Raw genomic sequence first — 17,689 nt, forward strand, 5'->3', positions numbered from 1 at the left:
GCGGTGAGCATAACCGCAGTCATGGGACTGAGCACGGCGCATGTCAGTTCATTCGCCTGCCCTGCGACCTCTGATATCCTCGCGGCATGAAAACTCATCTCCCCCTCAGCCTGATTGCCGCCCTTGGTGAAAACCGAGTGATTGGCGTCGACAATTCCATGCCCTGGCATTTGCCGGGGGATTTCAAATACTTCAAGGCAACGACGCTCGGCAAGCCGATCATCATGGGCCGCAAGACCTGGGATTCGTTGGGTCGCCCGCTGCCTGGCCGCCTCAACCTGGTGGTCAGCCGCCAGACTGATCTGCAGCTTGAAGGCGCGGAAGTCTTCGCTTCGCTGGACGCCGCCGTCGTGCGCGCCGAGCAGTGGGCGCAGGAACAGGGTGTCGACGAGGTGATGCTGATCGGCGGCGCGCAGCTTTATGCCCAAGGCCTTCCCGAGGCGGATCGCCTGTACCTGACCCGCGTGGCACTGAGCCCTGATGGCGACGCGTGGTTTCCTGAATTCGATACGGCGCAGTGGGCGCTGGTATCCAACATCGAAAACGCCGCCGTCGATGACAAGCCTGCCTACAACTTCGAAGTGTGGGAACGCGTCTGATCAGCAATTTTCGGCACAATGGCGGCCACTGACGAAAAACTGCAATAAAAGTGTCGTTTTTGGTTTCACTGTCGCAAATAAAGGGGCAAACGGCGTCATTTAGCCTTTTTCGGGTCGCTGACGTACTTTTGCCTTCACAATAATTTGTTACGGTCTGCCCCTTCGTTTTTTCGACAAGGGGAAATCGCCTATGAAACTCGTGCCAAAACTGTTGGCTGCTGCCGTCTGCTTCGGGCTTGCCAGCCAGGCTACCGCGGCCACCGAATTGAAGCATTGGCCCGAGCCTGCCGCCAAGGCGCTCGACGCGATGATTGCGGCGAATGCCAACAAGGGCAATTACGCAGTCTTCGACATGGACAACACCAGCTACCGCTTCGACCTCGAAGAGTCGCTGCTGCCGTACATGGAAAACAAAGGCCTGATCACCCGCGAAAAACTCGACCCCTCGCTCAAGCTGATCCCCTTCAAAGACACCGCCGAGCACAAGGAAAGCCTGTTCAGCTACTACTATCGTCTTTGCGAAATAGACGACATGGTCTGCTACCCGTGGGTCGCGCAGGTGTTTTCCGGCTTTACGCTTCAGGAGCTCAAAGGCTATGTCGATGAGCTGATGGCCCTGAAAAAGCCGATCCCTGCGACCTACTACGAAGGCGATACCGTCAAGCAGCTCAATGTCGAACCGCCGCGGGTATTCACCGGGCAGACCGAGCTGTACAACAAGCTGATGGAAAACGGCATCGAGGTGTATGTGATGACCGCCGCGTCCGAAGAGCTGGTGCGTATGGTCGCTGCCGACCCGAAGTACGGCTACAACGTCAAACCGCAGAATGTGATCGGCGTGAGCACGCTGCTCAAGGACCGCAAAACAGGCGAGCTGACCACCGCACGCAAGCAGATCACAGCGGGCAAATACGATCCGAAAAGCAACATGGGTCTGGAGCTGACGCCATACCTGTGGACACCGGCAACCTGGATGGCGGGCAAGCAGGCGGCCATTCTGACCTACATCGACCAGTGGAAAAAACCGGTCCTGGTCGGCGGCGATACCCCGACCAGCGACGGCTACATGCTGTTTCACAGCGTCGACGTGAGCAAGGGCGGCGTGCACTTGTGGATCAACCGCAAGGACAAGTACATGACCCAGCTGAACGGCATGATCAAGGACAATGCCGAAGCTCAGGCCAAGGAGAAGCTGCCGGTCACGGCGGACAAGAACTGGGTGATCGTCAAGCCGGACGAGATTCAGTAAGCGACACGACATTGCGGGTTGTCAGCAACCCGCAAACCCGGTCAGTCGACTTTCTCGAACTTCAGATCCCAGACGCCGTGTCCGAGCTTCTCGCCACGGCGCTCGAACTTGGTGATCGGCCGTTCCGCAGGGCGCGGAACGTACTGGTTGTCTTCGGCCTGGTTGCGATAACCGGGCGCCACGCTCATCACTTCCAGCATGTATTCCGCGTACGGGCCCCAATCAGTGGCCATGTGGAACACGCCGCCTGCCTTCAGCTTGCTGCGCACCAGTGCGGCGAATTCAGGCTGCACGATGCGGCGCTTGTGGTGACGACTCTTGTGCCACGGGTCCGGGAAGAACAGCATCAGTCGATCCAGGCTGTTGTCCGCAACGCAGCGGTTCAGCACTTCAATGGCGTCGCAATCGTAGACGCGCACATTGGTCAGCCCCTGGGTGAGTACGCCGTTGAGCAATGCGCCTACGCCTGGAGAGTGCACCTCGACACCGATGAAGTCGTGCTCGGGAGCCGCAGCGGCCATTTCCAGCAGCGAGTGGCCCATGCCGAAGCCGATTTCCAGCGTACGCGGCGCAGAGCGACCGAATACCTGATCGAAATCAACAGGCGTGTCGGTCAGCGACAGGCCATACAGCGGGAGGCCTTGATCGAGGCCGCGCTGCTGACCTTCGGTCATGCGGCCGGCACGCATCACAAAACTCTTGATGCGGCGGTGCGGGCGCTCTTCGCCTTCTTCGACAGCAGGCGACTCTGGGTGCGGAACGTGCGAATCAGTCATCAACGGGCTCTTACTTGATCAGGCCATCCAGCGGCGAAGACGCGCTGGCATAGAGTTTTCGTGGCATGCGCCCGGCCAGGTAGGCCAGACGACCGGCAATTACGGCGTGCTTCATGGCTTCGGCCATCATCACCGGCTGCTGGGCATGGGCGATGGCCGAGTTCATCAATACGGCTTCACAGCCCAGTTCCATCGCGATGGTGGCATCGGAGGCAGTACCGACACCGGCATCGACCAGCACCGGCACTTTGGTTTCTTCAAGAATGATCTGCAGGTTGTACGGGTTGCAGATACCAAGGCCGCTGCCGATCAGGCCGGCCAGCGGCATGATCGCGATACAGCCGATTTCGGCCAGCTGACGGGCGATAATCGGGTCATCACTGGTGTAGACCATCACGTCGAAACCGTCCTTGACCAGGATCTCGGCGGCCTTGAGGGTTTCGATCACATTCGGGAACAGGGTTTTCTGGTCGGCCAGCACTTCGAGCTTGACCAGATTGCGGCCGTCGAGCAGTTCGCGGGACAGGCGGCAGGTGCGCACGGCCTCGGTCGCATCGAAGCAGCCAGCGGTGTTCGGCAATATGGTGTAGCGATCAGGCGGCAGCACGTCCAGCAGGTTCGGCTCGCCGGGATTCTGGCCCAGGTTGGTACGGCGCACGGCAACGGTCACGATCTCGGCGCCCGAGGCTTCGATGGCCAGACGGGTCTGTTCCATATCGATGTACTTGCCGGTGCCTACCAGCAGGCGCGACTCGAAAGTCCGACCGGCCAGGACGAAGGGCTTGTCGCTGCGAACATTGCTCATCGGAAATCCTCATAACGTGCAGATTGGGTTGGGCGCAGTGCGGATTGCGAACTAGCCACCGCCAATGGCATGAACCACTTCGACCTGATCGCCTTCACTCAGGACGGTCGCCGCATGTTGACTGCGCGGCACGATATCCAGGTTCAGTTCCACCGCGACCCGGCGCCCTGCAAGGTCCAGACGGGTCAGCAATGCCGCGACGGTTTCGCCATCGGGCAATTCAAAGGGTTCGCCGTTCAACTGAATGTGCATGCGAGAGCAGCCATCATTTTAGGGGGCCAGCATTCTAGCCCGATCAGCCGGTATGACCAAGGCAAAGCCACGCCATTCGTCTCAAGCGCGGCCTGCTTTCCGGGGAGCAGGCGCTCAAGGAGGCGAGCCCAGCCTCCAGGCCGCCAGACCGAGCATCGACCAGCCGAACAGAAATGCCAGCCCACCGAACGGCGTGATGATGCCCAGCTTGCTGAAACCGGTCAGGGTCAGCGCGTAGAGGCTGCCGGAAAACAGCAGGATACCGACCGCGAAGGAGAATCCGGCCCAGGTGATCAGGCGCCCGGGGATGTGCGTTGCCAGTATCGCCACGCCGAGCAGGGCCAGCGCGTGAATCAGCTGATAAAGCACACCGGTGTGGAACACCGCCAGATACTCGGCACTCAGGCGTTCCTTGAGACCGTGGGCAGCAAATGCGCCCAGGGCGACACCGGTGAAGCCGAAGAAAGCGGCCAGCATCAAAAAGCTACGAAGCATCAGGAACTCCAGTGAAAAATCGTCGAAAGGCGCACGGTCTGTATAATGGCCCGCTCAACGGGTTCGGCCAAGCCATCTCTATGCTGCAGTCTATTCTTCGTCGTATTGTCAAAGCCCTGCTGTGGTTCGCCGCAGGCAGTGTTCTCGTGGTTCTGGTTTTGCGCTGGATGCCGCCACCGGGCAGTGCGCTGATGGTCGAGCGCAAAGTCGAATCCTGGGTCGATGGCGAGCCTATCGACCTGCAACGCGACTGGGAACCGTGGGACAAAATCTCCGACGACCTGAAAATTGCGGTCATTGCCGGCGAAGACCAGAAGTTTGCCGAGCATTGGGGTTTCGACGTCGACGCCATTCAAGCGGCCATCCTGCACAACGAGCGCGGCGGCTCGATACGCGGTGCCAGCACGCTCAGCCAGCAGGTGTCGAAAAATCTGTTCCTGTGGTCCGGCCGCAGCTACCTGCGCAAGGGGCTGGAAGCCTGGTTCACCATGCTGATCGAGCTGCTCTGGTCCAAGGAGCGCATCCTCGAGGTGTACCTCAACAGTGTCGAGTGGGACGAAGGTGTATTCGGCGCCCAGGCTGCGGCGCAACATCACTTCCGCACCAACGCCAGCGCGCTTTCCGCCCAGCAGGCCAGCTACCTCGCCGCCGTCCTGCCCAACCCGCGCCAGTGGAGCGCCAGCCACCCGAGCAGCTATGTCTCCCGCCGCGCGGGCTGGATTCGTCAGCAAATGCGTCAATTGGGGGGGGATGAGTATTTGCAGGGGTTGAACAGCAGTCGTCGCTGGTGATGGGCTGGCGCTAGTTCGGAGAAGAGGACGGCAGAGCGTCCAGAACGGCATGCCGATGCAGGGCGTCGCACGATAGCTGATACACAAACAAAAACGCCCCGATTGTCTCGGGGCGTTTTTCGTTGCCAGGTAGCCTTACGCGGCAATCGACGTCTTGAGCTTGTTCATCGCGCTTTTTTCCAGCTGACGAATACGCTCTGCAGAAACGTTGTACTTCTGCGCCAGGTCGTGCAGCGTGGCTTTTTCTTCTGCCAGCCAGCGCTGGTAGAGGATGTCGCGGCTGCGTTCGTCCAGCACGTCCAGCGCCTGATGCAGATTGGCGGTGGAGTTGTCGGTCCAGTCGGAGTCTTCCAGTTGACGCGCCGGGTCGTAGCGGTGGTCTTCCAGATAATTGGCTGGCGACTGGAACGCGCTGTCGTCATCCGCCTCGGCTGCCGGGTCGAAGGCCATGTCATGGCCCGTCAGACGGCTTTCCATCTCACGCACTTCACGCGGCTCGACGCCCAGGCTTTCAGCGACGCGATGCACTTCATCGTTGTTCAGCCAGGCCAGACGCTTCTTCTGGCTGCGCAGGTTGAAGAACAGCTTGCGCTGCGCCTTGGTCGTGGCGACCTTGACGATGCGCCAGTTACGCAGGATGAACTCGTGAATTTCAGCCTTGATCCAGTGCACGGCGAAGGACACCAGACGCACGCCCATTTCCGGGTTGAAACGCTTCACGGCCTTCATCAGACCGACGTTACCTTCCTGGATCAGGTCGGCCTGAGCCAGACCGTAACCCGAATAACTGCGCGCGATGTGCACGACGAATCGCAGGTGGGCGAGAACCATTTGACGGGCCGCGTCCAGATCCTGCTCATAGTAGAGACTCTCAGCCAGTTCACGCTCCTGCTCGGGCGTCAGCAAAGGAATGCTGTTGACCGTGTGCACGTAGGCCTCGAGGTTCGCACCCGGGACTAGAGCATAAGCAGGTTGCAAAGAAGTGGTCATACGAAAAAACCTCCAGCGCACAGGTTATGTGCAGTTCAGCATTAGTCAGATTGACCCGGAACCGCTAACCAAGTTCCTTGATATTCAGAGGCCAGTCTGGTGAAACAATAATGTGGCTCTACCGGGGCGCCAGTTCACGAAGATGTCGGGCCACCGCAATCCAGGCACCGATATACCCTAACAGAACCGCTCCAAGCAAGAGGGAAAGACCATCACCCATCGGCACACCGGCCAGCGCAAAGTCACTTCCATAGAGACCTGCCAGTCCGACAACCGCGCCGTTCAGCCAGTTCAGGCCATAAGCCAGAACGCCCCAGGACAGGATGCCCGCCCCGAAGCCGTACAGCGCGCCCATATAAAGGAAAGGCCTGCGCACGTAGCTGTCGGTACCGCCCACCAGCTTGATCACTTCGATTTCGATGCGGCGGTTTTCAATGTGTAGACGAATTGTGTTACCAATTACTAACAGCAAAGCCGAGACCAGCAGAACCGTCAAGCCGAAAACGAAACGGTCACCCAGTTTGAGGATCGCGGCCAGCCTTTCTACCCAGACCAGGTCCAGTTGCGCCTGTTCTACTTTAGGTAATCCGGCGAGTCGCGTACGCAAGGCTTCCAGCGCAGGTTTGTCCACTTCGTCCGGCGTCACCAGCACCACGCCCGGAAGCGGGTTCTCTGGCAATTCCTTGAGCGCCTCGCCCAACCCGGACTGCTGCTTGAACTCCCCCAATGCCTGTTCGCTGCTGATGTACTCGGCATCTGCAACACCGGGCATCGCCTTGATTTCATCGCGCAGGCGCGTGCCATCGGCAGTACTGGCATCCAGATTCAGATAAATCGAAATCTGCGCCGCGCGCTGCCATGAACCACCCAGACGCTCGACATTGCTCAGCAGCAACGACAAGCCCATCGGCAGACTCAAGGCAATCGCCATCACCAGACACGTAAAAAAGCTGCCAATCGGCTGTTTGCCCAGGCGCCGCAGGCTGTCCAGTAGACTGGAACGATGGCTTTCCAGCCAGGCGGACATCAGCGCACTGAAATCAGGGCCATCGTCATCGTGGTCGTGGCGCTGCTTTTTCTGTTTCGGCGGTAGCGGATCGGCCGCTTTTGGCGCGACGCGCTCTGAAACCTTGGGGCTGCGTGTGGCACTCATACTCCGGCCTCCCCGTCACCGATCAGACGACCGCGCTGCAGGGTCAGCATGCGATGACGCATGCGGGCGATCAATGCCAGGTCGTGACTGGCAATCAGCACGCTGGTCCCCAGTCGGTTGATATCTTCAAACACACCCATGATCTCCGCCGCCAGCCGTGGGTCGAGGTTACCGGTCGGTTCATCGGCGAGCAGCAGGGCCGGACGGTGAACAATGGCGCGGGCAATGCCGACACGCTGTTGCTGACCGGTAGAGAGGTCACCCGGGTACAACTCGGCCTTGTCGGACAACGCTACCCGCTCAAGCGCCGAATCGACCCGCTTGGCGATCTCGGGCTTGGACAGGCCGAGGATCTGCAAAGGCAACGCAATGTTGTTGAACACCGTGCGATCGAACAGCAACTGGTGATTCTGGAATACCACGCCGATCTGACGACGCAGAAACGGGATTTGTGCGTTGCTGATTTGCCCAAGATCCTGACCGGCCAGCATCAGTTTGCCGGTGGTCGGACGCTCCATGGCCAGCAACAGGCGCAGCAGCGTGCTTTTGCCGGCACCGGAATGACCGGTGACGAACAAAAACTCGCCGCGACGTACTCGAAAGCTCAGTTCATGCAACCCGACATGTCCATTCGGGTAGCGCTTACCGACCTGCTCGAATCGAATCATGGACGCTCCCGCTCCGCAAACAGTGCCTGAACAAAGGGTTCGGCCTCGAAGGTACGCAGATCATCGATACCTTCACCAACGCCGATATAGCGAATCGGCAAGCCGAACTGCTTGGCCAAAGCGAAAATCACGCCGCCCTTGGCGGTGCCGTCCAGCTTGGTCAGCGCCAGCCCGGTCAGCGTGACGGTCTGGTTGAATTGCTTGGCCTGATTGATAGCGTTCTGCCCGGTGCCCGCATCGAGGACCAGCAGGACTTCGTGAGGGGCATCTGCGTCCAGCTTGCCGATCACGCGGCGAACCTTCTTCAACTCCTCCATCAGATTGTCCTTGGTGTGCAGACGTCCGGCGGTGTCGGCGATCAGCACGTCGATGCCACGAGCCTTGGCAGCCTGCACGGCATCGAAGATGACAGAAGCCGAGTCGGCACCGGTGTGCTGAGCGATGACCGGTATGTGATTACGCTCACCCCAGACCTGCAATTGCTCGACGGCTGCCGCGCGGAACGTGTCGCCCGCCGCCAGCATGACTTTCTTGCCTTCCAGTTGCAGCTTCTTGGCCAGCTTGCCGATGGTGGTGGTCTTGCCCGCGCCATTGACGCCGACCACCAGAATCACGAACGGCTTGTGCTCGGCCTTGATCACCAGCGGTTGCTCGACAGGCTTGAGCATCGCAGCCAGTTCGCCCTGCAACGAGGTGTACAACGCTTGGGCGTCGGTCAACTGCTTGCGCGCGACCTTCTGAGTCAGGCTCTTGATGATGACCGAGGTGGCCTCAACGCCGACATCGGCGGTCAGCAGGCGGGTTTCGATTTCTTCCAGCAGATCATCATCGATGGCCTTCTTGCCCAGAAACAGGCTGGCCATGCCTTCGCCGATGCTGGCACTGGTCTTCGACAGGCCCTGCTTGAGACGCGCAAAGAAGCCGACCTTGCCGGTTTCTGGCTCAGGTGTCGGTGCGGGCGCCGGCACTGCAACCGCTTGCGCAGCAGGCTGAACAGATTGCGGCACTGCCTGCGCGACCACTGGCTCAGGCTCTGCAACAGGTTGAACCAGGACCGGCTCAGGCATCGCGAGCGGCACGATATCCGCCACCGGCTCCGCTATGACGGGTTCAGGCTCCCGCGGTTCGGGCGCAACAGGGGCATGGTTCTGTTCAGGGATGGCCGGCGTGACATGCGGCTCTCGCTCGTCACTCAATGCCACCGGCTCTTCAGTCACCGGCAAGGTCAGCCAGGGCTGGGGCGACGGAGCACCGGGCTCGACATGACGTTGCGAGGCAGGCTCAGCCGCCTCGACGGTGACTTCAGACACCGATTGCGAGGCAACATGAGGCTCAACCTGCGGCGTCGCTGCAACCTGATCGGCGATCGGGTCGGGTTGCGTCGGGGATGATTCTGCTGGCTTCGACTCGGTTTGCTGCGGTTTCTTGCGCAGCCATCCGAACAGGCCTTTCTTCTCTCCAGCCTCGGCTGGGGTCTTCTTGTCGTCGTTGGAACCAAACATGGAGGACGGCTATCTCAAGGTTGCGGGGCGCCAGAGGGCGACCCGGAAAAATTCTGACATGCAAAACAGACTGCGTTTAGGACTTCTTGTTCACTCATCGGCCGCGTGTGCAGCTACCTTTACCTGCGTTTCAGACAGGTTTCACTCGCAATCGGCCAGTGAAGGCTGTCTCTGAAGCAAACGGATCAGTATCCTAACACCCCCGCGCCCGCCGACGCTAAGTTCAAGCGGGCCGTCCTACAGGTTCAAACTACGAATGAATGCTCTTGCCCGCCGCGCCGCAGGCCTGCTGCTCAGCACAATTTTTCTGCCTTTGACAGCATTGGCTGCTGATCCGCAACCGACTCACGAATTCACCCTCGACAATGGCCTGAAGGTTATTGTTCGCGAAGACCACCGCGCTCCTGTGGTGGTATCGCAGATCTGGTACAAGGTCGGCTCCAGCTACGAAACGCCGGGCCAGACCGGTCTGTCCCACGCACTTGAACACATGATGTTCAAAGGCAGCAGCAAAACCGGGCCGGGCGAGTCCTCGCTGATTCTCCGCGATCTGGGCGCTGAAGAGAATGCGTTCACCAGCGACGACTACACCGCCTATTACCAGGTCCTGGCGCGTGACCGCCTGAACGTCGCGCTGGAGCTGGAAGCCGATCGCATGGCAACCCTGAAATTGCCCGCCGACGAATTCAGCCGCGAGATTGAGGTCATCAAGGAAGAGCGTCGCCTGCGTACTGACGACCAGCCAATGGGCAAGGCGTTCGAGCGCTTCAAGGCAATGGCCTACCCTGCCAGCGGCTATCACACGCCGACCATTGGCTGGATGGCGGACCTGGAGCGCATGAAAGTCGAAGAACTGCGCCACTGGTACGAATCCTGGTATGCGCCGAACAACGCCACGCTGGTGGTCGTCGGTGATGTGCAGCCGGACGAAGTCAAAGCCCTGGCAGAGCGCTTCTTCGGATCGATCCCGCGCCGCGATGTACCGCCTTCGAAAAAACCACTGGAACTGGCCGAGCCAGGCGAGCGCAAGATCACCCTGCACGTCAAAACCCAGTTGCCGAGTCTGATCTACGGTTTCAACGTACCGAGTGTCGCAACCGCTGAAGATCCCCGCTCGGCGAACGCCCTGCGTCTGATCGCAGCGCTGCTCGACGGTGGCTACAGCGCACGCATTTCCTCGCGCCTGGAACGTGGCGAAGAGTTGGTCTCCGGTGCCTCGTCGCGTTACGACGCGTTCGCTCGCGGCGACAGCCTGTTCATGATCAGCGCCACACCCAACCTGCAGAAGAAGAAAACCCTGGCCGATGTGGAAGCCGGGATCTGGCGCCTGCTCGATGAGCTGAAAACCAAGGCACCGTCCGCCGAGGAGCTGGAGCGTGTCCGGGCTCAGGTCATTGCCGGTGTGGTCTACGAGCGCGACTCGATCACCAGCCAGGCGACCATGATCGGAGAGCTGGAAACCGTCGGTCTGTCCTGGAAGCTGATGGACAATGAACTGGAGGCGCTGCAAAGCGTGACCCCACAAGACATCCAGAAAGCTGCCAACACCTATTTCACCCGTGAGCGCCTCAGCGTTGCGCACGTTCTGCCTGAGGAGAAAGCCAAATGATCACGCGCAATGCTCCACGTCATGCGCTGCTTGGCCTGATCCTGGCCGGTTCGCTCGGCGCCTTTGTCGCACTGCCAGCCCTGGCCGACGACGCGCCTGCCGAGCAGGGCCAGGCCGCTCCCGCGCTGGGCAGCAACCTGCAGACCCTCAAGGAACTGGACGGCAAGGCTCCGGCCCGTCGCGCCCTGAACATCCAGACCTGGAATACCGCCGAGGGCGCCCGGGTGCTGTTCGTGGAATCCCGCGAATTGCCCATGTTCGACATGCGCCTGACGTTCGCCGCCGGTAGCAGCCAGGACCAGAAATCCCCCGGTATTGCCCTGCTGACCAACGCCATGCTCAACGAGGGCATCAAAGGCAAGGACGTCAACGCGATCGCCCAGGGCTTCGAAGGCCTGGGCGCCGACTTCAGCAACGGGTCCTACCGTGACATGGCGGTGGTCTCGTTGCGCAGCCTGAGTGCTGCGGACAAGCGCGATCCGGCCCTGAAGCTGTTCAGTGAGGTCGTGGGCAAGCCCACCTTCCCTGCCGATTCTCTGGCCCGCATCAAGAACCAGTTGATCGCCAGCTTCGAGACTCAGAAACAGAACCCTGGCGCTATCGCCAGCAAGGAACTGTTCAATCGTCTGTACGGTGATCACCCCTACGCTCACCCAAGCGAAGGCGACGCCAAGAGCGTCAACGCCATCACTCTGGCTCAGCTCAAGGCGTTCCACGCCAAAGGCTATGCAGCGGGCAATGCAGTGATTGCTCTGGTCGGAGACCTGTCGCGAGACGACGCGCAGGCCATCGCGGCACAGGTATCTGCCTCGTTGCCCAAAGGCCCGGCGCTGGCCAAGGTCGCTGACCCGGTCGAGCCCAAGGCAGGCACCACGCACATCGAATTTGCCTCCAACCAGACGCACCTGATGCTCGCGCAGTTGGGCATCGACCGTAACGATCCGGACTACGCGGCACTGACCGTGGGTAACTCGGTATTGGGCGGTGGCGGCTTCGGCAGCCGACTGATGACCGAAGTGCGGGAAAAACGCGGCCTGACCTACGGCGTGTCTTCCGGCTTCACTGCCATGCAGGTGGCTGGGCCGTTCATGATCGGCCTGCAGACGCGTGCGGAAATGAGCGAAAACACCCTCAAGCTGGTGCAGGACATCGTTCGCGACTTCCTCGCCAACGGTCCGACCCAGAAAGAAGTCGACGATGTGAAGCGCGAACTGACCGGCAGCTTCCCGCTGACTGCAGCCAGCAATTCGGCCATCGTGGGCCAGTTGGGTGCCATCGGTTTCTACAACCTGCCGTTGACCTACCTCGAGGACTACATGGCCGCCGCGCAGAACGTGACCGTCGAACAGGTGAAAGCGGCAATGAGCAAACACCTCAGCGCTGACAAGATGGTCATCGTCACCGTGGGTCCGACCGTCGAGCAAAAACCCTTGCCGGCGCCGACCGACAAACCCGTCCGCCAACCTGCAGGGGTCCCGGAACACTGATGGCCAATCCACGTCCGAAGGGCCACAACGGCCTGGGTCAGCTTCGTATCATCGGCGGGGAATGGGGCAGCCGCCGCCTGACCTTCCCCGACGCCCCCGGCCTGCGCCCGACACCTGATCGCGTGCGCGAAACCCTGTTCAACTGGCTGGCACCCTACATCGCCGGTGCCCGGGTGCTGGACGTTTTCACGGGCAGCGGCGCGCTGTATTTCGAAGCCTTGTCGCGTGGCGCCAGCATGGGCCTGGCCCTGGACAGCAACGCGGCAGCCATCGCCAGCCTGCGCCAGAACCTCAATGCGCTGAACTGCAGCAGCGGTCAGGTCTCCCAGACCGACGCCCTGCGCCACTTGGAAACCGCCACCGCCTCGCCCTTCGACGTGGTGTTCCTCGACCCGCCCTTCCATCAGGGCCTGCTGGCTTCAGCCTGCAACCTGCTGGAAAGCCACGGCTGGCTGGCCGACACCGCCTGGATTTACACCGAAAGCGAAACACCGCCATCGACCACCGGCTTGCCGGGAAGCTGGCGATTGCACCGCGAGAAAAAGGCTGGTCAGGTGTATTACGCGTTGTGGCAGCGGGGGTAATCAGAATTCCACAGACCTCTCGGGGAAATCTGTGGAACTGAACTGCGTGAGGAGAAAAAATCCTAGGCGGTTCTATTTACCGCCACGTCGAGTCCAGGGACCCTACAAGCCTCATTGACAACAAAACCGATCAAGCCATAAGGCTTCAAAGCCATATCCAGTTTGGTTTTCAAACGAGTCGCCAGACGGCCATAGTCACGAGGGGACCATGTAAGAAGTAGAACAATCACCAACCCTTGGCCGCTTATGGCTGGCGCAGTGTAGGAAGACAACTCACCATCGTCTTCCCTGTGCGCCACCACGACGGATACCAGCGTGTCTCGAAACTTCTGCATGACCTCATCAATAATAAACGGCTTCTTACGCAGCACTTTTACCTGCTCGGCAAATACCTGCGCATCAAGCCACGCCTTGGTGTGAGTCACCGAGGTCGGTGGGGATTCTGACAACCTCGGTAAGTTATCCGGCTCATAGCCGACGCAGTCCTTGATTTCTATCCACCAATGACGATTTTCTTTTGCGGCCAGGATATCCACGCCTTTGAGGCTTCTCTTCATGCGCTCGGTGTACCAGAGAGTCTCGTCGTACTTGATGACCTGCCAATCATCAGTAAATGAAAATCTTAACGCACCTTCAACCACATCAACCATTGGCAATATCCAACTCACGATCATATTGAGCAAGCTCCTCGTCCAGCATGACCAGCTTTGAAAGGCCATTCAGCACGTCTGCTTGCTCGACCGAAACGCCATCAGCGCTCTCCTCTTTTTTGAGCCCCCAGTACTGGAGTGGAAAAGGCTTTTGCCTGGAGAGCAGATCAAGTTCCTTGAGTAAAAAGAAGCTGTGTGTTGCGATGAATACCTGAACACCTTGGCTGGACAGCGCATGTATCACACTTGCCACCAGCCGGATCAAACGCGGATTAAGATTTGCCTCTGGCTCATCCCAGAAAAGATACCCTTTGTCGAGGACTGAGCCTGTGGCAATGAGGCGGGCCAGCATCGCCAGCTTTCTAAGCCCCTCTGCTACCAGAGGCATCTCCATGGATCCACTACCCGGCACGTTCAAATAAAAACGGCCATTGTTATCCAGAACCACTTTCCCGCCCAACGCTTGCTCAATCGGCTCCAATATTTGGGCGGCCCATTTCGCGCGCGGCCCCTTCAAAGTCGGAGAACCAAGATGCAAGCAGGTATCTCGCCAGGTTTCTTCAAATTCAAGGTAGTGCCCCTCATAAACAGACACAAAACCGGGGAATATTGTCAACAACTCGCGAGTAGGCAGGTAGAGCGGGCTCTGCTCATCCCACTTCTCGGAAAGTTTTTCTATCTGGACATCCGTTTTAGCGCTCGTTGCAAAGCTGATACGGGTATCAAGAGCGCTGTCATCGAAGGCTAATGATATTTCGCACCTGCCACGACCCTGCTTGCGGCGTGCCAGCCTGCCTACTGATTCAGGCCTGAACACACCTGTCAGTTTGTCCGCATAGGCTTTTTGCAGATAGGTCTTGGTAGGCTCTGCCAAATTGGCTTTTTTTGCCGCCTCTGCACTTGTGGCGATCAGCGCATAGGCCACTTTAAGCAAATGGGTCTTACCCATGCCATTTTCCCCGACAATGACATTAAGGCCGGGACTGCATGTGAGGTTCAGCTCTCGGAAAACCGTGAGATTTTTAACGCTCAGGGTCTTGAGCATCAGAGGTTTCCTTATGCATGTATTCAGAAAGCGAACAGTATCGCCTGAGTGAGATGATGTGTAGCGATCAATGATTGGAAAGCACCTGTTTTTTTGTAGGACTTCAGGCCTTACACACCGGAGATACTTTTCCTACGCCGCGCCACTTGACTCAGCTCAACAGTTTCGCCAATCCAGGTTGGTGCTACGGTCCTAAAAACACGTCATCGAGCTACATGACTGCTCTCCCCCTTACATCCCGGTCCACTTAATGGCAACGTACAGCTTCAGTCACTGCACCGATCGTTGAGCAAGCACGTGTCCACACGCCCTACCTTTCTGTCCCATGCCAATCCATTCGTCCCGGCCGTCGGCTTGGGCAATCCGCATTTGCAGACGCTTTGGGGGCCGCTGCTGCGCAAGCCGACGCTGCTGGAGCGTACGCGAGAGCGGTTGTGGTTGCAGGACGGGGACTTTCTGGACATGGACTGGCATGGCCCGGATGAGTCCGGTAAACCCTTGGTGCTGGTACTGCACGGCCTGACCGGGTCGTCCAACTCGCCCTATGTTGCCGGCCTGCAAAAGGCCATGGCAGCGCAGGGCTGGCCGAGTGTGGCGTTGAACTGGCGCGGTTGCTCGGGAGAACCCAACTTGCTGTCGCGCAGTTATCACTCAGGCGCGAGCGAGGACCTGGCCGAAGTGATCGCTCATTTGCGCTCGCTGCGGCCATTGGCTCCGATTTATGCGGTGGGGTATTCGCTGGGCGGCAATGTGTTGCTCAAGTACCTCGGCGAATCCGGCGCCAACAGTGATTTACGGGGCGCCGTGGCGGTGTCCGTGCCGTTCCGTCTGGACGAATGCGCCAACCGTATCGGCCAAGGCTTCTCGCGGGTTTATCAGCGGCACTTCATGCGCGAAATGCTGGCTTATATCCGTGACAAGCAGCACCGGTTCCAGCATGAAGGCATCAGCGAGGGCCTGGCCGAGCTCGCCGCGCTGGGCTCACTGGAGAACATGCGCACCTTCTGGGACTTCGATGGCCGGGTGACTGCGCCGTTGCATGGGTTTACCGATGCCACGGACTATTACCGCAGAGCGTCCAGCCGCTACTACCTGGGCCAGATTCAGACGCCGACGCTGATCATCCAGTCCAGCGACGACCCATTCGTATTCCCTCACAGCCTGCCCGAACCCAGCGAGCTGTCGTCCTGCACCGAATTCGAACTGCACACCAAAGGCGGGCATGTCGGCTTCGTCGAAGGCTCGCTTCGTAATCCGCGTTACTACCTCGAACGCCGCATCCCGCTGTGGCTATGCGCCGCCCAGGCGCGCGACGGCTCGCCCACGAGTTGATAACGAATCAATCGGCGCCCGTGGCGATTTCCCGTTCAGGATCGGTGATCCATTCACTCCACGATCCCGCATACAGCGTTGCCAGCGGATAGCCGGCCAGACACAGGGCGAACAGGTTGTGGCAAGCGGTGACACCTGAACCGCAATAGGAGACCAGACTCTCCGGCGGGCGGCCCTGCAGCTTTTCAGCGAAACGCTGCCTGAGCTGTTCGGGCGGCAAAAAGCGTCCATCGGGACCGAGGTTGTCAGTACAGGCTGCACACTGCGCACCAGGAATATGCCCGGCAACCGGATCCAGAGGTTCTACGTCGCCTCGAAAGCGGGCTTCGGCACGGGCATCGATCAGGGTCATTTCCGGGCGTCCCAGACGACCCTGCAAGCGACTGCCGCTGAGCACCATGGACATGTTCGGCTCGCCGCTGAAATGACCGGGCTCACGATTCGGCGCATCCAGGCTCAACGGCAGCCCCGCAGCGTGCCAGGCCTTCAGCCCGCCATCGAGCAGGTAGACGCCTTCGCGCTTGCCCATCCAGGCCAGCAACCACCAGGCCCGCGCGGCATACATTCCCGGACCATCGTCATACAGCACAACATCGCTGTCGGCGTTGATGCCCCAAGCCTGAAAGCATTGCAGCAAAGCGGCGGGATCGGGCAGTGGATGACGTCCGGTCTTGCCTTTGATAGCAGGCCCGCTGAGGTCGCGCTTCAGATCGGCAAAAGACGCGCCCTCGATACGCCCCTGGGCGTAACTGCGTTGGCCGTAGTCGGAATCTTCAAGCGCGTAGCGGCAATCGAGAATCACCAGGCCTGGAGTTTTCTGGCGTTCAGCCAGTTGCTCAGGGTTGATCAGTTGCGCAATGGACATGACACACTCCTGTGGCAGAGAACCGACAAGCTGGCTGCTCGTCAGTCCCGGAATTCACATCAGAACCTCGGGCAGTGACGCGTGAAACGTCTTGCACAGAGCATCGAACGCTTCGCGAGCCTGAGGCGCGACAAAAACAGATTCGAGCATAAGTACCTGATAGACGCCACGTCGAATAGCCGATTGGTTGATCTGCGTGGAGTTTTCCCGATTGGTGCACAGAAAACGCACCCACGACGTCAGGACGATCCAGGTGTTAAGACTGGTCCACTCGATCTGCGACTCATCCATTTTCAGGATGCCCGCCTTGATGAATCCCCGGTAGATGGTCATCGCCTGCATCAGACAGCGGTACGAAAAACGCCGATAACGCCGCGCCAGCTCCTCATCCGAGGTCAGCAGGTGCTCAAGATCACGGTGCAGAAAACGGTAGCGCCACATGGCGTCGATAATCGCCAGGAAGTAATCGCGCTTGTCCTCGATGGTCGGCGCACGGTCGGCTGGCAGGGTCAGGAAACTGCCGATCAGCATCTCGTACTCGGAGAACAGTTCGGCGATGATCGCCTGCTTGTTGGGAAAGTGGTAATAGAGATTGCCGGGCGAGATTTCCATGTGCGCAGCGATGTGATTGGTGGTCACGCAACGCTCGCCCTGCTGATTGAACAGTTCCAGGCTGGTTTGCACGATTCGTTCACGGGTTTTGGTACGCGGTGCCATGCTGGGCCAGGCCACTCTTTGCTGATCAGGTGATGGCAATCTTAGCGCAGGCTGATACTGCGATGGTGGCAGAATCGCGGCGATAAGGGTGTCACGTCGACGCAGGCACACCCGCCCGGG

At 59.5% G+C, this 17,689-nt stretch carries 19 protein-coding genes; 7 read left to right on the plus strand and 12 right to left on the minus strand.

From position 1 onward, the window contains the following. Nucleotides 1–86: 86 nt before the first annotated feature. Together LCH65_RS22555 and LCH65_RS22560 are read left to right on the plus strand one after the other, a co-directional pair. A complete protein-coding gene (locus tag LCH65_RS22555) occupies nucleotides 87–599 on the plus strand; it encodes a dihydrofolate reductase (protein ID WP_003432534.1) in 513 nt (170 codons plus the stop codon). Nucleotides 600–789: 190 nt separating this feature from the next. Further along, nucleotides 790–1,848: a hypothetical protein gene (locus tag LCH65_RS22560; protein ID WP_003372512.1), complete on the plus strand. Its 1,059-nt coding sequence runs from the start codon at nucleotides 790–792 to the stop codon at nucleotides 1,846–1,848. A 41-nt stretch (nucleotides 1,849–1,889) separates the two neighbouring features. Here LCH65_RS22560 and trmB read toward each other — a convergent pair whose 3' ends face one another. The 4 genes from trmB to LCH65_RS22580 form a co-directional block, all read right to left on the minus strand. Continuing rightward, entirely contained in the window at nucleotides 1,890–2,537 is a 648-nt protein-coding gene (gene trmB / locus LCH65_RS22565) for a tRNA (guanosine(46)-N7)-methyltransferase TrmB (protein WP_216818618.1), read from the minus strand. A 97-nt stretch (nucleotides 2,538–2,634) separates the two neighbouring features. Continuing rightward, nucleotides 2,635–3,429 (minus strand): thiazole synthase, encoded by a 795-nt coding sequence (locus tag LCH65_RS22570; RefSeq protein ID WP_003304387.1) that lies wholly within the window; start codon nucleotides 3,427–3,429, stop codon nucleotides 2,635–2,637. Between the two features lie 51 nt (nucleotides 3,430–3,480). After that, nucleotides 3,481–3,681 carry a sulfur carrier protein ThiS gene (thiS, locus tag LCH65_RS22575; protein ID WP_003372514.1) on the minus strand — a complete coding sequence of 67 codons (201 nt, stop codon included), beginning with the start codon at nucleotides 3,679–3,681 and terminating at the stop codon, nucleotides 3,481–3,483. A 114-nt stretch (nucleotides 3,682–3,795) separates the two neighbouring features. Beyond that, the gene (locus tag LCH65_RS22580; protein WP_003372515.1) at nucleotides 3,796–4,176 is read right to left on the minus strand and encodes a DUF423 domain-containing protein; all 381 of its coding nucleotides are present in this window, start codon (nucleotides 4,174–4,176) and stop codon (nucleotides 3,796–3,798) included. 80 nt (nucleotides 4,177–4,256) lie between these two features. On the opposite strand from LCH65_RS22580, the gene mtgA reads away from it, so the two are divergent. Then, entirely contained in the window at nucleotides 4,257–4,967 is a 711-nt protein-coding gene (gene mtgA / locus LCH65_RS22585) for a monofunctional biosynthetic peptidoglycan transglycosylase (protein WP_054081792.1), read from the plus strand. A gap of 135 nt (nucleotides 4,968–5,102) precedes the next feature. Here the strand turns inward: mtgA and rpoH are convergent, their stop codons facing one another. From rpoH to ftsY, 4 genes are all read right to left on the minus strand, one after another. Continuing rightward, nucleotides 5,103–5,957 (minus strand): RNA polymerase sigma factor RpoH, encoded by an 855-nt coding sequence (rpoH, locus tag LCH65_RS22590; RefSeq protein ID WP_002555629.1) that lies wholly within the window; start codon nucleotides 5,955–5,957, stop codon nucleotides 5,103–5,105. Between the two features lie 118 nt (nucleotides 5,958–6,075). Continuing rightward, nucleotides 6,076–7,110, minus strand: a complete 1,035-nt coding sequence (gene ftsX / locus LCH65_RS22595) for a permease-like cell division protein FtsX (protein WP_003372518.1) — start codon at nucleotides 7,108–7,110, stop codon at nucleotides 6,076–6,078. Further along, complete coding sequence (ftsE, locus tag LCH65_RS22600; RefSeq protein ID WP_002555631.1) at nucleotides 7,107–7,778, minus strand: cell division ATP-binding protein FtsE; 672 nt, start codon at nucleotides 7,776–7,778, stop codon at nucleotides 7,107–7,109. The genes ftsX and ftsE overlap by 4 nt, the downstream gene beginning before the upstream one ends. After that, nucleotides 7,775–9,280, minus strand: a complete 1,506-nt coding sequence (gene ftsY / locus LCH65_RS22605; RefSeq protein ID WP_122266021.1) for a signal recognition particle-docking protein FtsY — start codon at nucleotides 9,278–9,280, stop codon at nucleotides 7,775–7,777. Before ftsY ends, ftsE begins: the two co-directional genes overlap by 4 nt. 256 nt (nucleotides 9,281–9,536) lie before the next feature. Here ftsY and LCH65_RS22610 point away from each other — a divergent pair, with 256 nt between their 5' ends. The 3 genes from LCH65_RS22610 to rsmD are packed head-to-tail and all read left to right on the plus strand — an operon-like array spanning nucleotide 9,537 to nucleotide 12,960. Then, a complete protein-coding gene (locus LCH65_RS22610; protein WP_122266811.1) occupies nucleotides 9,537–10,889 on the plus strand; it encodes a pitrilysin family protein in 1,353 nt (450 codons plus the stop codon). Then, complete coding sequence (locus tag LCH65_RS22615; protein WP_058416052.1) at nucleotides 10,886–12,376, plus strand: pitrilysin family protein; 1,491 nt, start codon at nucleotides 10,886–10,888, stop codon at nucleotides 12,374–12,376. Before LCH65_RS22610 ends, LCH65_RS22615 begins: the two co-directional genes overlap by 4 nt. Next, nucleotides 12,376–12,960: a 16S rRNA (guanine(966)-N(2))-methyltransferase RsmD gene (rsmD, locus tag LCH65_RS22620; RefSeq protein ID WP_003432520.1), complete on the plus strand. Its 585-nt coding sequence runs from the start codon at nucleotides 12,376–12,378 to the stop codon at nucleotides 12,958–12,960. Before LCH65_RS22615 ends, rsmD begins: the two co-directional genes overlap by 1 nt. 62 nt (nucleotides 12,961–13,022) lie before the next feature. Here rsmD and LCH65_RS22625 read toward each other — a convergent pair whose 3' ends face one another. Then, the gene (locus LCH65_RS22625) at nucleotides 13,023–13,643 is read right to left on the minus strand and encodes a hypothetical protein (protein WP_183131682.1); all 621 of its coding nucleotides are present in this window, start codon (nucleotides 13,641–13,643) and stop codon (nucleotides 13,023–13,025) included. Then, a complete protein-coding gene (locus tag LCH65_RS22630; RefSeq protein WP_226439815.1) occupies nucleotides 13,603–14,655 on the minus strand; it encodes an AAA family ATPase in 1,053 nt (350 codons plus the stop codon). The genes LCH65_RS22625 and LCH65_RS22630 overlap by 41 nt, the downstream gene beginning before the upstream one ends. 297 nt (nucleotides 14,656–14,952) lie before the next feature. On the opposite strand from LCH65_RS22630, the gene LCH65_RS22635 reads away from it, so the two are divergent. Further along, the gene (locus LCH65_RS22635) at nucleotides 14,953–15,987 is read left to right on the plus strand and encodes a hydrolase (RefSeq protein WP_096107338.1); all 1,035 of its coding nucleotides are present in this window, start codon (nucleotides 14,953–14,955) and stop codon (nucleotides 15,985–15,987) included. Between the two features lie 7 nt (nucleotides 15,988–15,994). On the opposite strand, the gene LCH65_RS22640 is transcribed toward LCH65_RS22635, so the two are convergent. Both LCH65_RS22640 and LCH65_RS22645 read right to left on the minus strand, forming a co-directional pair. Then, complete coding sequence (locus tag LCH65_RS22640) at nucleotides 15,995–16,852, minus strand: sulfurtransferase (protein ID WP_003432512.1); 858 nt, start codon at nucleotides 16,850–16,852, stop codon at nucleotides 15,995–15,997. A gap of 54 nt (nucleotides 16,853–16,906) precedes the next feature. Further along, on the minus strand, nucleotides 16,907–17,569 hold the full coding sequence (locus tag LCH65_RS22645) for a TetR/AcrR family transcriptional regulator (protein WP_003432509.1): 663 nt from the start codon (nucleotides 17,567–17,569) through the stop codon (nucleotides 16,907–16,909). Nucleotides 17,570–17,689 lie beyond the last annotated feature (120 nt).

The organism is Pseudomonas sp. MWU16-30316 (genome assembly GCF_020515645.1).
Taxonomy (GTDB): Bacteria; Pseudomonadota; Gammaproteobacteria; order Pseudomonadales; family Pseudomonadaceae; genus Aquipseudomonas; species Aquipseudomonas cerasi.

Bases quoted from the DNA above. Each gene is read 5' to 3' on its own strand.
- LCH65_RS22555 (WP_003432534.1), top strand. From the start codon at position 87: ATGAAAACTCATCTCCCCCTCAGCCTGATTGCCGCCCTTGGTGAAAAC.
- LCH65_RS22560 (WP_003372512.1), top strand. From the start codon at position 790: ATGAAACTCGTGCCAAAACTGTTGGCTGCTGCCGTCTGCTTCGGGCTT.
- trmB (WP_216818618.1), bottom strand. From the start codon at position 2,537: ATGCGTGCCGGCCGCATGACCGAAGGTCAGCAGCGCGGCCTCGATCAA.
- LCH65_RS22570 (WP_003304387.1), bottom strand. From the start codon at position 3,429: ATGAGCAATGTTCGCAGCGACAAGCCCTTCGTCCTGGCCGGTCGGACT.
- thiS (WP_003372514.1), bottom strand. From the start codon at position 3,681: ATGCACATTCAGTTGAACGGCGAACCCTTTGAATTGCCCGATGGCGAA.
- LCH65_RS22580 (WP_003372515.1), bottom strand. From the start codon at position 4,176: ATGCTTCGTAGCTTTTTGATGCTGGCCGCTTTCTTCGGCTTCACCGGT.
- mtgA (WP_054081792.1), top strand. From the start codon at position 4,257: ATGCTGCAGTCTATTCTTCGTCGTATTGTCAAAGCCCTGCTGTGGTTC.
- rpoH (WP_002555629.1), bottom strand. From the start codon at position 5,957: ATGACCACTTCTTTGCAACCTGCTTATGCTCTAGTCCCGGGTGCGAAC.
- ftsX (WP_003372518.1), bottom strand. From the start codon at position 7,110: ATGAGTGCCACACGCAGCCCCAAGGTTTCAGAGCGCGTCGCGCCAAAA.
- ftsE (WP_002555631.1), bottom strand. From the start codon at position 7,778: ATGATTCGATTCGAGCAGGTCGGTAAGCGCTACCCGAATGGACATGTC.
- ftsY (WP_122266021.1), bottom strand. From the start codon at position 9,280: ATGTTTGGTTCCAACGACGACAAGAAGACCCCAGCCGAGGCTGGAGAG.
- LCH65_RS22610 (WP_122266811.1), top strand. From the start codon at position 9,537: ATGAATGCTCTTGCCCGCCGCGCCGCAGGCCTGCTGCTCAGCACAATT.
- LCH65_RS22615 (WP_058416052.1), top strand. From the start codon at position 10,886: ATGATCACGCGCAATGCTCCACGTCATGCGCTGCTTGGCCTGATCCTG.
- rsmD (WP_003432520.1), top strand. From the start codon at position 12,376: ATGGCCAATCCACGTCCGAAGGGCCACAACGGCCTGGGTCAGCTTCGT.
- LCH65_RS22630 (WP_226439815.1), bottom strand. From the start codon at position 14,655: ATGCTCAAGACCCTGAGCGTTAAAAATCTCACGGTTTTCCGAGAGCTG.
- LCH65_RS22640 (WP_003432512.1), bottom strand. From the start codon at position 16,852: ATGTCCATTGCGCAACTGATCAACCCTGAGCAACTGGCTGAACGCCAG.
- LCH65_RS22645 (WP_003432509.1), bottom strand. From the start codon at position 17,569: ATGGCACCGCGTACCAAAACCCGTGAACGAATCGTGCAAACCAGCCTG.